At 63.4% G+C, this 13,361-nt stretch carries 15 protein-coding genes, 1 tRNA gene and 1 pseudogene; 9 read left to right on the top strand and 8 right to left on the bottom strand.

Annotated elements, in window-relative coordinates:
• Positions 1–10 precede the first annotated feature (10 nt).
• The 6 genes from KMZ68_RS15435 (at position 11) to KMZ68_RS15410 (ending at position 4,178) form a co-directional block, all read left to right on the top strand.
• The gene (locus tag KMZ68_RS15435; protein ID WP_215612126.1) at positions 11–583 is read left to right on the top strand and encodes a YceD family protein; all 573 of its coding nucleotides are present in this window, start codon (positions 11–13) and stop codon (positions 581–583) included.
• A 322-nt stretch (positions 584–905) separates the two neighbouring features.
• Positions 906–1,967, top strand: a complete 1,062-nt coding sequence (gene plsX / locus KMZ68_RS15430) for a phosphate acyltransferase PlsX (RefSeq protein ID WP_215612125.1) — start codon at positions 906–908, stop codon at positions 1,965–1,967.
• Positions 1,964–2,941, top strand: a complete 978-nt coding sequence (locus tag KMZ68_RS15425; RefSeq protein WP_215612124.1) for a beta-ketoacyl-ACP synthase III — start codon at positions 1,964–1,966, stop codon at positions 2,939–2,941. Before plsX ends, KMZ68_RS15425 begins: the two co-directional genes overlap by 4 nt.
• A 129-nt stretch (positions 2,942–3,070) precedes the next feature.
• Entirely contained in the window at positions 3,071–3,403 is a 333-nt protein-coding gene (locus KMZ68_RS15420) for an integration host factor subunit alpha (protein WP_215606417.1), read from the top strand.
• A 35-nt stretch (positions 3,404–3,438) separates the two neighbouring features.
• The gene (locus KMZ68_RS15415) at positions 3,439–3,999 is read left to right on the top strand and encodes a MerR family transcriptional regulator (protein ID WP_215612123.1); all 561 of its coding nucleotides are present in this window, start codon (positions 3,439–3,441) and stop codon (positions 3,997–3,999) included.
• Between the two features lie 101 nt (positions 4,000–4,100).
• Positions 4,101–4,178, top strand: a tRNA-Pro gene (locus KMZ68_RS15410).
• 84 nt (positions 4,179–4,262) lie between these two features.
• Here the strand turns inward: KMZ68_RS15410 and KMZ68_RS15405 are convergent.
• The 5 genes and pseudogenes from KMZ68_RS15405 to KMZ68_RS15385 form a co-directional block, all read right to left on the bottom strand.
• Positions 4,263–4,540: pseudogene (locus KMZ68_RS15405) on the bottom strand (carbamoyltransferase C-terminal domain-containing protein); the annotation flags it as partial.
• A gap of 105 nt (positions 4,541–4,645) precedes the next feature.
• Positions 4,646–5,167: a hypothetical protein gene (locus KMZ68_RS15400; RefSeq protein WP_215612122.1), complete on the bottom strand. Its 522-nt coding sequence runs from the start codon at positions 5,165–5,167 to the stop codon at positions 4,646–4,648.
• A 141-nt stretch (positions 5,168–5,308) separates the two neighbouring features.
• Positions 5,309–7,138: a carbamoyltransferase family protein gene (locus KMZ68_RS15395; RefSeq protein ID WP_215616355.1), complete on the bottom strand. Its 1,830-nt coding sequence runs from the start codon at positions 7,136–7,138 to the stop codon at positions 5,309–5,311.
• Between the two features lie 188 nt (positions 7,139–7,326).
• Positions 7,327–7,476 carry a DUF5989 family protein gene (locus KMZ68_RS15390; protein WP_215606419.1) on the bottom strand — a complete coding sequence of 50 codons (150 nt, stop codon included), beginning with the start codon at positions 7,474–7,476 and terminating at the stop codon, positions 7,327–7,329.
• 151 nt (positions 7,477–7,627) lie between these two features.
• Complete coding sequence (locus KMZ68_RS15385; RefSeq protein WP_249779369.1) at positions 7,628–8,083, bottom strand: hypothetical protein; 456 nt, start codon at positions 8,081–8,083, stop codon at positions 7,628–7,630.
• A gap of 131 nt (positions 8,084–8,214) precedes the next feature.
• Between KMZ68_RS15385 and KMZ68_RS15380 the strand changes: the two genes are divergently transcribed.
• Positions 8,215–9,402: a hypothetical protein gene (locus KMZ68_RS15380; RefSeq protein ID WP_215612121.1), complete on the top strand. Its 1,188-nt coding sequence runs from the start codon at positions 8,215–8,217 to the stop codon at positions 9,400–9,402.
• A 66-nt stretch (positions 9,403–9,468) separates the two neighbouring features.
• Entirely contained in the window at positions 9,469–10,437 is a 969-nt protein-coding gene (locus tag KMZ68_RS15375) for an SDR family NAD(P)-dependent oxidoreductase (RefSeq protein ID WP_215612120.1), read from the top strand.
• Between the two features lie 5 nt (positions 10,438–10,442).
• Here the strand turns inward: KMZ68_RS15375 and KMZ68_RS15370 are convergent, their stop codons facing one another.
• The 3 genes from KMZ68_RS15370 to KMZ68_RS15360 all read right to left on the bottom strand — a co-directional run bounded on the left by KMZ68_RS15370 (position 10,443) and on the right by KMZ68_RS15360 (position 12,296).
• On the bottom strand, positions 10,443–10,913 hold the full coding sequence (locus KMZ68_RS15370) for a GcrA family cell cycle regulator (RefSeq protein WP_215612119.1): 471 nt from the start codon (positions 10,911–10,913) through the stop codon (positions 10,443–10,445).
• A gap of 64 nt (positions 10,914–10,977) precedes the next feature.
• The gene (locus KMZ68_RS15365; RefSeq protein ID WP_215612118.1) at positions 10,978–11,178 is read right to left on the bottom strand and encodes a hypothetical protein; all 201 of its coding nucleotides are present in this window, start codon (positions 11,176–11,178) and stop codon (positions 10,978–10,980) included.
• A 176-nt stretch (positions 11,179–11,354) separates the two neighbouring features.
• Positions 11,355–12,296: an acetamidase/formamidase family protein gene (locus KMZ68_RS15360; RefSeq protein WP_215612117.1), complete on the bottom strand. Its 942-nt coding sequence runs from the start codon at positions 12,294–12,296 to the stop codon at positions 11,355–11,357.
• A gap of 203 nt (positions 12,297–12,499) precedes the next feature.
• On the opposite strand from KMZ68_RS15360, the gene KMZ68_RS15355 reads away from it, so the two are divergent.
• Positions 12,500–13,327, top strand: coding sequence for a YdcF family protein (locus tag KMZ68_RS15355; protein ID WP_215612116.1), 828 nt, complete (start codon positions 12,500–12,502; stop codon positions 13,325–13,327).
• Positions 13,328–13,361: the final 34 nt, after the last annotated feature.

Below are 13,361 nucleotides of genomic sequence, written 5' to 3'. Positions count from 1 at the left end.
AATGACCGACATGACAGACAGAGCCGATCCCTGGCGCGTTCCCGTCGCCGTGGCGCAGATCCCGGAGACCGGATTGCATCGCGACATCGAAGCCGACAAGGCCGTCCGCGAGGCCATTGCCGAGATGGGTGGCTTGCGCGAAGTTCTCTCCGCAAGTGCTTCGCTCGATGTGGCCCCGAAGAGCGGCGGCCGTTTTCAGGTCACCGGGCGCGTCCGGGCGCGGGTCGGGCAGACCTGTGTGGTGACGCTCGATCCGATCGAGAACGACATCGACGAAGCGATCGATCTGATCTTTGCGCCGCCGGAGCAGGTCCCGCAATTGTCCGATCTGGTCGATGACGCCGCCGAGAGCGGCGAGGAAATCCCGGACCCGCCGGAGCCGATCGAGAACGGCGTGATCGATCTCGGCCGGCTCGCCACCGACGCGCTGTTCCTCGCGGTCGATCCCTATCCGCGCAAGCCGGACGCGGTGTTCGAGCCGCCTGACGTGCCCGACGATCCCGAGGATCATCCGTTTGCCGCGCTGAAGGCGCTCAAGATCGACAAGAAACCGCCCGGTGCGAAGAAGCCGGGAAAACGCTGAGGCAGGGCCAGACGGACGCCAAAGCGCGGCCGAATCGGTCTCAAGCTCGCATTCCGGTGGAAATGGATACCGCACCGATGCAGGAATCGTACGTAAGGTGTTGAATTGTATGGAATTGTCGATTTTGGTCGATTCTATTCGAATTGGGTTCGTAAATCAAAAGGCGGCGGTCAAGAGGTTGTGTCAGGCAGGGGACACGGTATTGTCCCGGCCCGGCCGGGGCGCGCGTAGCGCTTCGCCGATCGCCGCCATTCGTGGCGATTTCCAGTCTGCGGCCGAGCGCTAAGTGGCCGCGGCACAAGATCAGGTTTCCGGGACGTTCATGCCGAAAAAGGTTCGAATCGCGCTTGACGCCATGGGTGGCGATGTCGGCGCATCGGTTGTCATTCCCGGCGCCGCGATTTCGCTGACCCGACACCCCGACACCGAATTCCTGCTGTTCGGCGATCGCGCGCTGATCGAACCGGAGCTCGCAAAGCATCCGGCGATGAAGGCGGTTTCGCGCGTCATCCACACCGACGTCGCCGTCAGCATGCATGACAAGCCGAGCGTGGCCCTGCGCCGCGGCCGCAAGGTCTCGTCGATGTGGCTGGCGATCGACGCCGTCAAGAAGGGCGAGGCCGACGTCGCGATCTCCGCCGGCAACACCGGCGCGCTGGCGGCGATGGCCCGGTTCTGTCTGCGCATGCTGCCCGGCATCGACCGGCCGGCGCTGGCGGCGATCTGGCCGACCGCGCGCGGCGATTCGGTGGTGCTCGACCTCGGCGCCACCATCGGCGGCGATGCGCATCATCTGGTGGCGCTGGCGGTGATGGGCAGCGCCATGGCGAGCGTGCTGTTCGACCTCGAACGGCCGACCGTCGGCCTGCTCAATATCGGGGTCGAGGAAATCAAGGGCCGCGAGGAAATCCGCGAGGCCGCCGAATTGCTGCGCGGGATGAACCTGCCCCAGCTCGAATATATCGGCTTCGTGGAGGGCGACGGCATCGGCCGGGGGGCGGCCGACGTCATCGTCGCCGAGGGCTTCAGCGGCAATATCGCGCTGAAGGCCGCCGAAGGCACCGCCCGGCAGATCACTGATTTCCTGCGCGCCGCCATGGCGCGCACGTGGCGCTCCAAAATCGGCTATCTGTTCGCCCGGGCCGCCTTCAAGGCGCTGCGCGACAAGCTCGACCCCAACAAGGCCAATGGCAGCGTGGTGCTCGGATTGAACGGCATCGTCGTCAAGAGCCACGGCGGAACCGACGCCGAAGGCTTTGCCTATGCGGTCGATGTTGGCTATGAGATGGTCCGCTACGATCTCCTCAACAAGATCAATCAAATGCTCAATCGTGACGGCAGCGCGCTGGCCCAGGCGCAGACCGCGCAGGAGGCTGTCTCGTGACTGCATTACGTTCGGTCGTGCTCGGTTGCGGTTCTTACTTGCCGCAGCAGATCCTGACCAATGCCGAACTGGCTGCGCGGATCGATACCTCGGACGAGTGGATCGTGCAGCGCACCGGCATCCGGCAACGCCACATCGCCGCCGAAGGCGAGTTCACCTCGCACCTTGCGGTCCACGCCGCGCGCGCGGCGCTGGCCCATGCCGGGATCGACGCCCAGTCGATCGATCTGATCGTGCTGGCGACCTCGACGCCGGACAATACCTTTCCGGCCACCGCGGTCGCCGTACAGAACGAGCTCGGCATCCACCATGGCGCGGCGTTCGACTTGCAGGCGGTCTGCTCGGGTTTTATCTTCGCGCTGGCGACCGCCGACAATTTCCTGCGCTGCGGCACCTACAAGCGCGCGCTGGTGATCGGCGCCGAGACGTTTTCGCGGATCCTCGACTGGAGCGACCGCGGCACCTGCGTGCTGTTCGGCGACGGCGCCGGCGCCGTGGTGCTGGAAGCGCAGCCACAGCCGGGCACATCCCTGGACCGCGGCCTGTTGACCACGCATCTGCGTTCCGACGGCCGGCACAAGTCGAAGCTCTACGTCGATGGCGGTCCGGGCTCGACCCGCACGGTGGGCTATCTCCGGATGGAGGGCCGCGAAGTGTTCAAGCACGCGGTCGGCATGATCACCGACGTGATCTACGATGCATTCAAGGCCACCGGCACCACGGCCGCCGATATCGACTGGTTCGTGCCGCACCAGGCCAACAAGCGAATCATCGACGCTTCGGCGCACAAGCTGCATATTGCGCCGGAGAAAGTGGTGCTGACGGTCGATCTGCACGGCAACACCTCGGCGGCGTCGATCCCGCTGGCGCTGGCGGTCGCGGTCAAGGACGGGCGTGTCAAGAAGGGCGATCTGGTGCTGCTGGAGGCCATGGGCGGCGGCTTCACCTGGGGCTCGGCGCTGCTGCGCTGGTAACCGCCGCCTTAAGAAATCCGCGCATATTGTTGTTCTCTTTCATGCTTCTGCATGATGAGGGCTGTTGACCGTTGCGTGTTAACCTCTTAATTTCAAACATATTGTTCGCCGAGAGTGCGGGGGCAGGCGATGACCGGAACCGGAAAAACAGTCACACGTGTGGATCTGTGCGAGGCCGTCTACCAGAAGGTGGGCTTGTCGCGCACGGAGTCGTCGGCCTTTGTCGAACTGGTCCTGAAAGAGATCACCGACTGCCTGGAGAAGGGCGAGACGGTAAAGCTGTCATCGTTCGGCTCGTTCATGGTGCGCAAGAAGGGCCAGCGTATCGGCCGCAATCCCAAGACCGGCACCGAGGTGCCGATTTCTCCGCGTCGCGTGATGGTGTTCAAGCCGTCGGCCATTCTGAAGCAGCGGATCAACGGCCAGCACACCGGCAACGGCGACGGCAACAAGGCCGAGTAGTCCTTTTATCGGACCACCCAACAAGGAGCGGGCATTTGGACAAGGCGCCGGATGCGTTCCGAACCATCAGCGAGGTCGCCGACGACCTCGACATTCCCCAGCACGTGCTGAGGTTCTGGGAGACGCGGTTCACCCAGATCAAGCCGATGAAGCGCAGCGGCGGCCGGCGCTATTATCGCCCCGACGACGTCGACCTGCTGCGCGGCATCCGCCGGCTGCTGTACGGCGAGGGCTACACCATCCGCGGCGTGCAGCGGATCCTCAAGGAGCACGGCATCGGCTCGGTGCAGCGCCTGGCCGACGCCAATAACGCGGCCTCGTTCGGCGCGATCGAGGAGGCGGTCGGCCGCAGCCTCTCGGAAGGGGACGAGCAGGCCACGCCCGGCGTCGACCTCGATGACGACGACTACGAGAACGCCGACGGCATCGATTTCCGTTTGCTCGACACCGACGAGGACGGCATCGCCGCGCTGGACGCCGGTCCCATCCCCGGCGTCGCCGGTCCGCGCCCGCTCGACATCGCCCGCCTGCAGAACGTGCTGGCCGACCTGATCGCCTGCCGGGAACTGCTGGATTCGGCGATGAAGGACGGCTGACCGCCGGTATCCGGGGAACCGGCGTTCGCGCCGCTCCGAGAGCGTGATCGCGCCCTCAGCCGCCTTGCGCGCGGGCCTGATCGAAGCTAATGGAACGGCATCGGAGCGTGGCGCAGCCCGGTTAGCGCACTAGTCTGGGAGACTAGGGGTCGGAGGTTCAAATCCTCTCGCTCCGACCATTTTACCCCCTACATCTCAAGTGCCTGGCAAACCAAGGCGTCGGCATCGGCGCTTCATTTGCAGCATCTTGCGGGCAGCCCCCCTCAATCCGCCTCGAACGCCAGACTGTAATCCACCTTCAGCGCCGTATCCCGCTCGTCCTTCTTCAGCACGCAGTTGCCGACCACGAGCAAATCGAGTGCGTTGCTCATGAAGCAGCGGAGGGCGTCTTCGGGCGAGCAGACGATCGGTTCGCCGCGGACGTTGAAGGAGGCGTTGACCAAGATCGGGCAGTGGTCTTGGCCTTGGAGGCGCTCAGCAGCTGGTGAAAGCGCGGATTAGTATCGCGGTGCACGGTCTGGATGCGCGCCGAATAATGGACAGGCACGGCCTGTAACGCGTTGGCGTCACGGCGTACCGGCAACACTTGAAGAAAACCCGCCGGATGGGCCGGCGGGTTCTCGCTGCTTCGCTTGCGGCGTAGGGATCAATTGCAGATCACAATGCGTCGAATGCGCCAGTGTTTTTTGATCTTCACCTTCCGACGAACCACATAGCATCCGCCTTCGTCGTAGTAATAACTGCTGTAGCCGTAAGGATAGCCGTCGTAATAATAGGCGCCGTAGCCGAAGGGATAGCCGCCATAAAACACGCCGCCTCCATGGCGGTGGTGTCTGCCGCCACCCCAATGGTGCGGTGGTCCGCCACCGCCGCCCCCCGGGAACCCGCCAACTTTGCTGCCGATGAAAGCTCCACCACCTCCGCCGGGCGGTCCGCCGCCGCCGCCCCCTGGGCCCCCGCCAACTTTGCCGCCGACGAAACCACCACCTCCACCGGGACCTCCGCCGCCTGCGAAACCACCTCCACCGCCGCCGACAGCACCACCGCCTCCGCCGCCGCCGGCGATGCCACCTCCGCCCCCGCCCTTACTTTGCGCAGATGCCCCTGTCGGAGAAACGAGGGCTACTGCCGCAACGGTCAGCAGCGCCATGATCGCTTTATGCAGCATGATCTTTCTCCTGGCTCGAGAACGGATTTAATCGCCAATACCAGTATTCGTTCCAGGCTGGCGCGGTTTGATCGAAGTCAAGCAGCGATGCGACGCCAATTTGCAGAAATTCTGCAAGCGAATGCCGCCGTCCGGATTCGATCAATCGGCCTCGAACGCCACGCTGTAATCGATCTTCAGCGCCGGATCTTGCGCTTCCTTCTGCAGCACGCAGTTGCCGACCACGAGCAAATCGAGTTCGTTGCCCATGAAGCAGCGGAAGGCGTCCTCGGGCGTGCACACGATCGGCTCGCCGCGAACGTTGAAGGAGGTGTTCACCAGGATCGGGCAGCCGGTCCTGGCCTTGAAGGCGCTTAGCAGCTGGTGGAACAGCGGATTGGTGTCGCGGTGCACGGTCTGGATCCGCGCGGAATAATCGACATGCGTCACCGCCGGGATTTCCGAACGCGACACGTTGAGCTTGTCGATGCCGAACAGCGCCTGTTCCTCCGGCGTCATCCGGCGATGTTTTTCCTGTCTGACGTCGGCGACGACAAGCATGTAGGGGCTGTCGGATCTAAGATCGAACCAGTCCGAGACGTCCTCGCGCAGCACGGCCGGGGCGAAGGGCCGAAAACTCTCGCGGTACTTCACTTTCAGATTGAGCGTCTTCTGCATCGCGGGCGAGCGCGCATCGCCGAGGATCGAACGCGCGCCGAGCGAGCGGGGCCCGAATTCCATCCGGCCCTGAAACCAGCCGACGGCCTGTTGCGCGGCCAGCGCCTGCGCGGTGGCTTCCAGCATTGCGGCCTCATCGAGCACCGAGAATTTGGCGCCCGCGGCCGTCAACCGCCGCTCGATCTCGGCTTGTGAGTAGTGGGGGCCGAGATACGAGCCGGCCATGCCGTCGGCGCCGTTGGTCTTGCGTGGCTGGTCCTTGAAGATGTGATGGGCCGCGAGCGCCGAGCCGACCGCGCCGCCGGCGTCGCCCGCCGCCGGCTGAATCCAGATATTTTCAAAATGGCCGTCGCGCAGCACCTTGCCGTTGGCGACGCAGTTCAGCGCCACGCCGCCGGCAAGGCACAGGTTTTTCGAACCGGTCTGTTTGGCGAGGCTGCGGGTCAGCCGCAGCACCGCCTCGTCCAGCACCGCCTGGATCGAGGCCGCGACATCCATGTGGAACGGCGTCAGCAACTGGTCGGGGCTGCGCACCGGCTGACCGAACAGCTTCGCGAAGCGGTCGTTGGTCATGGTGAAGCCGGTGCAATAGTCGAAATACGACATGTCGAGCCGGAACGAGCCGTCCGGCTTGAGGTCGATCAGATGGTCGAGAATGAGCTGGGCGTATTTCGGCTCGCCATAGGGCGCGAGCCCCATCACCTTGTATTCGCCGGAGTTGACCTTGAAGCCGGTGTAATAGGTGGCGGCCGAATAGAGCAGGCCGAGCGAATGTGGAAAGTGGATCTCCTGGAAGATTTCGAGGCGGCTGCCGTTGCCCATCGCCGCCGAGGTGGTCGCCCATTCGCCGACGCCGTCCATGGTCAGCACCGCCGCGCTCTCGAACGGCGAGGGGAAGAAGGCCGACGCCGCGTGGCTCAGATGATGTTCGCAGAACAGCAGCCGGCCGGTGTCGAAATCAGGTGAAAACTGCTTCAGTTCGTCGCGCAGCAGGCTCTTCTGGAACAGCTTTTCCTTCAGCCACAGCGGGATCGACATCTTGAACGAGCGAAACCCGCGCGGCGCCAGCGCGATATAGGTCTCCAGCAGCCGCTCGAATTTGAGGAACGGCTTGTCGTAGAACACGACGTGGTCGAGGCCGTCGGAGGTGATGCCGGCTTCTTCCAGACAATAGGCGATGGCGTTGTGCGGAAACGACGGGTCGTGCTTGCGGCGGGTGAAACGCTCCTCCTGGGCCGCAGCGACGATGCGGCCGTCCTCGATCAGCGCCGCCGCGCTGTCGTGATAGAAAGCGGAAATGCCGAGAATGCGCATCATGTGGCCTAGAACATATCCAGTTGGGTGGCTTCATCCTTCGAGACGGCGCTTCGCGCCTCCTCAGGATGAGGTCTTGTCAGGATGAGGTCTTGGACCCTCATGGTGAGGAGCGCGGCAACGCCGCGCGTCTCGAACCACGAGGCCATGGGAAACGAGGTCGTGATTTCACTCAAGCGCAGTACGATCTAGAACAGCGTGTAGATGAACGGCGCGATCGCGGAGCCCTTGGTCAGGACCACGAGGCCGCCGAACACCACCATCATGATCAGGATCGGCAGCAGCCAGAATTTCTTTCGCACGCGCATGAAGCGCCAGAGTTCAGCCAGGAATTCCATTCTCTGTCCCTTATCGTCATTGCCAGCGACAAACGCGAAGCGTTTGCGTCAGGGAGCGAAGCGACGAAGCAATCCAGCTTTGCTGTGGCCGTGGATTGCTTCGCTGCGCTCGCAATGACGGTCGTTTGCTGGTCGCTCTTTCGCCCATGCTCTAGAATTGATCTTTCATCGTCTCGGGCGCCGGCCCCGGGGGCTGCCGCACGATCCAGTAGCTTGCCGCGTCCGGCTGCCGCTTGAGCCGCAACAGATCCTTGCCCAGCGCGCGCATCACGAGGCCGGTCGGCAGCACGGTGCCATAGAACAGCAGGGCCATGATCACGGGGTTGACCACGCCGTGCAGCAGCAGGCCGAATTTCAGCCAGAGCCGGTTGAGCGGATTGAGGATGCCGGGGCGGAGCAGGGCGGCGGCCAGAAACAGCGCGGCGACGCCGCCCGTCCATGGCCATATCCGCCCCACATGCCAGGCGTTCAGCAGGGACACGGCCGCGAACGCCGCCGCCATCACCAGTCCGAACGAACGGTCGGAGCCGGCCACGATCTTTTCCTCGCGGGAAAAGACCTCGTGGGTTGATTGTCCGATCTTTGATTTGGGGGTGCCGTCAGTCATTCCTGTGCTTCATCCATACAAGATTGGCGGGATCGGGGATCGCCCATTCTTCCGCTCCGGGAGCTTTTATGCTTTGCAGTCCATTCCGGAAAGCCGGAAAAGCGTCCGTCCCGATGTGAGTTTGAGGGGTAATGTCCGAAAATCTGGCTTCCCGGTCGCTTTTGGGCGGGTTATCCGCCTGGCTGAGCCTGCGGCGGGCCCTCGCTTACACCGGCATGTTCTTCTATTGCCTGGTGCTGTTTCTGGCGTTCGATTTCGCTTGGTCGAGCCTGACCCGGGGCGAGGAAAGGGCCCGGGCGGCCCGGATCGCCAATCCGGTCTACGACCACGGCTTTGCGGCTGATTTCGACGGCTACGACGTCTGGGGCGAATTGCGCTACCGGCTCGTCACCAACAGCCTCGGCTTCAAGGACGCGTCGATTCGAAAGGTGCCGCTGAAGCCGGCGTCGCGCCGCGTACTGCTGATCGGCGATTCCTTTGTCGAAGGCATCGGCATGAATTTCGAGGACTCCTTCGCCGGCCTGCTGCAACAGGCCGGGCAGCAGCGCAGCGAGAAGGTCGAGTTTCTCAACGCCGGCGTCGCGTCCTACTCGCCTGTCATCTACTACAAGAAGATCAAATACCTGCTCGATATCGGACTGCAGTTCGACGAGGTCGTGGTGTTTTCCGACACCTCCGACGTGACGGACGAGGCGAATTCCTATTTCTGCATCGACGACGATCCCAAATACCGCGCGCATTGTACTTCGGCGGAAGGCTCCGCCCAGCCGGTGGCGGCCTCGCCGGCAGCGCCCTTGCCGGAAGTCGCGGCGGCGCCCAAGAAGAGCGACTTCTTCATCGATCGTTTCGTGATCACCAACCGGGTGCGCATTTCCATCAAGCGGTCGATCCAGTCCTGGCTCGGCAACCGCAGGCGGGCCATCAATAACGACCACGCCCGCATCGGCTGGACCATTCCGGGGCTGGACGTGGCCAGGGATTACAAGCTGCTCGGCGTCGAGGGCGGCATCCAGCGTTCCCGGCAGAACATGCGGGCGTTGTCCGATCTGCTCGCCGCCAGAAACATTCCGTTGACCGTCGTCGTCTACCCCTGGGCGCAGCAACTGGCGCAGGGCGACCGCAACAGCCCGCAGATTTCGCTGTGGCGCGAGTTCTGCGAGGGCCGCTGCAAGGCCTTCATCAACCTGTTTCCGGTCTTCTTCGCCGCAGCTGAGGCCGACAAGGACTGGTACGAGCACCTTTTCATCCTCGGCGACGATCATTTCTCGGTGGAAGGCAACCGGATGATGTTTCGGGAGCTGGCGAGACACCTGCTTTGATTGGCGTTACATAAATCGGGAAGTCAAAAGAAGGCCGTCGAACCAGGCGGCGCGAAAGGGAGAGACATGAAGGATTTTGCCGGAAAGATTGCCGTCATCACCGGAGGCGGCACGGGCATGGGCCGCGAACTGGCGCGCCAGCTGGTTGCCGAGGGCTGCAACGTCGCGATGTGCGACGTCTCCGCCGACGCGATGGCGGAAACCAAACGGCTGTGCGAGGTCGAGAAGCTGCCGCAGGGCCTGCGCGTCACCACCCATATCGCCGACGTCTCGATAGAGGACCAGCTCAAGCGTTTCCGCGACGAAATCGCCGAGCAGCAGGCGACCGACAAGATCCACCTTCTGTTCAACAACGCCGGCATCGGCGGCGGCGGCAGCATGTTCACCAACACGCGGGAGCAGTGGGAAAAAACCTTCAACATCTGCTGGGGCGGCGTCTATCTCGGCGTCCGCACCTTCCTGCCGATGCTGATGAAGGCCGACGAGGCTCACATCGTCAATACTTCCAGCGTCAACGGCTTCTGGGCCTCGGTTGGATTGGGAGTCTCGCACACCGCCTACAGTGCGGCGAAATTCGCGGTGAAGGGCTTTACCGAAGCGCTGATGAACGACCTCAAGCTGAACGCGCCGCATATCAAATGCTCGGTCGTGATGCCCGGCCATATCGGCACCTCGATCGTCTCCAACTCCCGCAAGATCCAGAGCGGCACCGAGTCCGAATTGCTGAGCCCGAACGAACTGCTGTCGGCGCGGCAGCGCCTCAAGGGCATGGGCATGGACACCGCCATGATGTCGGACGACGACATCCAGAAGATCGCGCTCGATCGCGCCCGCAGTTTCCGCGACGAGGCGCCGACCACGGCGGCGCAGGCCGCGAAGATCATCCTCGATGGCGTCAAGGCCGAGCGCTGGCGCATCCTGGTCGGCGACGACGCCCAAAAGCTCGACGAGCGGGTGCGGCAGACGCCGGAGCAGGCCTACACGCCGGAGTTCTACCAGAGCTTCGTCGCCGAGGTCGGCTGGCGGCTCGGATGATGAAATCAGGCGCGCGCAACGCGCGCGCGTGTGCCGGGCCGGTAGGCGAGGCGGCTGTGCCCTGAGCAGTACGGCAAACCGTCGAGCGGCATGTTGCCGCAAAAACAAAAATCCTCGGCACCGGGCGTGCTGATCGGCCAGCGGCAACGTTGCTCGCTGAGTTCGAACAGCGAACAGCGGCGCTCGCTGACGATCGGCGCCTCGTCGGCAGGTGGCTGGCCGTCGTAGTACGCTTGCAGGATCTGAAGCTGTAGCCTGGGGACGGATTTCGCGGAGCGCTCGCCGCCGGCTTTTCTCGGCCGCTGTTCGGCGTTGCCGGCGCCACCGGTCAAACCGAGGCGGGTGAGTTTGCCGATCACGGCGTTGCGGCTGACGCCGATGTGGACGGCGATCTCGCGGCAGGAAAGGCCGGCTTCAAAATGTTTCTTCAGCAGTTCGACGCGTTCGGCGGTCCAGGTCGGGATAGTCGCGAACATAGTGGCGGCCCCATATTTGGTGAACCGCCGCGCTCCAAAGCTTCCCGTCAGCGAAATCTTCCCCTCAGGACGGCTTTCCATTGTCGCGGATCGCAAGCAGCCCGTCCTTGATAGCGAGCCGAATGCCTTCCTCGATCAGGGTCTTCGCAACGCCGGGAACGCTGGTGCCGTGGGTGCCCTGTCTCACCAGCCTTTCAAGATAGGTGATGGTCGAAAGCGCCAACGTGACTGGAACGCGGTCGGTTTCGGCTTTCTCTGTAGCCATAGGGAACGCTAACTTTTAATCGGTGTACTGAAAAGTATCTATTTAGACTCTATTAAGTTTTGGAGTCGGGAGTCAATGCGCGGGCCTTTTGACTACCTATCGCCTTGTAAAATCGTTGAAAACCAGAGGCTTGCCGGATCAAGCTGAACCGGCGCCTCCGTCACGACCGCCGGGCTTCACCCGTGCACGACGTTCTTGGCGATCATGCAGTGAATACCCTTGGAGCCGTTCACCGTCTGGGTCACGCGCAAATCGGCGGCGAGGCTGCAGAGGGTGTAGGCGTCCTCGCGCGACAGATTGCGCTTTTCCCCGAGCAGCACGATCATGTCGCGCAAGGCCCGCACCACGCATTGATCGAGGTCGGGATCCATCGCCATCGTCATGTAATGATCCGGCGTCTCGGCGCGGGGATAGTCGAGCCGCAGGTCCTTGCGCAGCGTCAGCCTGAAGCGGCCCTGCAACGCGGTCTCGATCGCGGTGACGCAGACCTCGCCGTCGCCCTGCACGCCATGGCCGTCGCCGCAGGAAAACAGCGCGCCCGGCACGAACACCGGCAGATAGAGCTTGGCGCCCGGCACCAGTTCCTTGTTGTCGAGATTGCCGCCCATCGCGCGCGGGATCAGCGAGGTGATGCGGCCCCAGGCCGGCGGCGGCGCCACGCCCATTACCCCGAAGAACGGTCTTAGCGGCAGGTCGAGGCCCCAGGGCAGCCGCCCGACCATGCGCTTGCGGTCGAGCGGGATGTTGAGCAGCCGGGTTTCATGGAAGTCGTCGGGCAGGGTGCCGGCCAGCGGCCGGATCAAATTGTAGCCCCAGTCCTGCCGCAGCTGCACATCGAGAATATCGACCTCCAGCACGTCGCCGGGTTCGGCGCCCGCGACCGCGACCGGTCCGGTCAGGATATGACCGGGCACCATCCGCTCGTTGTTGGCATGCACGGCGTCGAGTTCGGGCGGAACGTGAAATTTGCTGCGGTCGGGCACCACGTCCGGGCCGCCGCTGATGGTGTCGATGGTCACTTCATCGCCGCTGGCGATGGTGAGCACGGGCTTCAGTTTTGCTTCGAAGAAGCCCCAGTGGCAGGTCTCGGGACTGGAATGCAGATGATGATGCGTCATGACGGGGGCCTCGTTCCGGACTATTTGTCATTGCCGGGCATAGTAGTCTGCTTGCGCAGACTACGTAAACTTGCCTGCGTTCCCGGCAATCCATCTTCGTTTGAAGAATGCGTATTACGAAGTTAGATGGATACGCGGGTCAAGCCCGCGTATGACACTGAGTACGAGGTTCGGCCTGGCATCCATCGGATAGAGAATTCGCATTGTTTTTTCTGCTCTCCAAGACCGTCGGCATCATGCTGCTGCCGACCAATTTCCTGATCGGCATCGGTCTGGCAGGCATGGCCCTGCTGGCCACGCGATTTGCCTCCGCCGGACGCAGGCTCCTGATTGTTTCGGTCGCATTGCTGGCGATCTGCGGATTTTCGCCGCTGGGGTATATGCTGCTTTATCCGCTGGAGCAGCGATTTCCGGCATGGGATGCCTCGCGCGGCGCGCCCGACGGCATCGTCGTGCTCGGCGGGTCGATCTACGCGGATGTTTCGACCGCGCATGGCGTCGTCGTCGTCGGTGGCGCCGCGGACCGCATCATCGCGTCGGCGGCGCTGGCCCATCGCTATCCCAACAGCCGCATCCTGTTTACCGGCGGCAGCGGGCATCTGATCTCGAACGATGCCAGGGAAGCCGATTACGCCGCTTCGCTGTTCGAAAGCCTCGGCATCTCCAGAGAACGCCTGATCATGGAGCGGCGCTCGCGCAACACCCAAGAGAACGCCGAATTCTCCAGGGCGATTGCCGCGCCGAAAGACGGCGAGCGGTGGTTGCTGGTCACATCCGCCTTCCATATGCCGCGCTCCATCGGGCTGTTTCGAAAGGCCGGATTTGCCGTGGAGGCTTATCCGGTCGATTGGCGGGTCGGCGGCCGCGGGGATGTGGTGCGGTTCTCGGCGCTGTCGCTGGACGGGCTCGACCGTGTCAACGTCGGTGTCCGCGAATGGCTGGGGCTCGCCGCCTACTGGCTCACCGGCAAGATCGATGCGTTGTTGCCGGGGCCGGGCGGCCCTGTCGCAACATCGAAACAATCGGGCTAGGATCGCCGCAGCAGGCGCGCAAGCCCGGCCCGCC

This window comes from Bradyrhizobium sediminis (genome assembly GCF_018736105.1).
GTDB lineage: Bacteria > Pseudomonadota > Alphaproteobacteria > Rhizobiales > Xanthobacteraceae > Bradyrhizobium.
The sequence above is the reverse complement of the archived record's forward strand: the minus strand, read 5'-3'. Positions and strand labels throughout refer to the sequence as shown.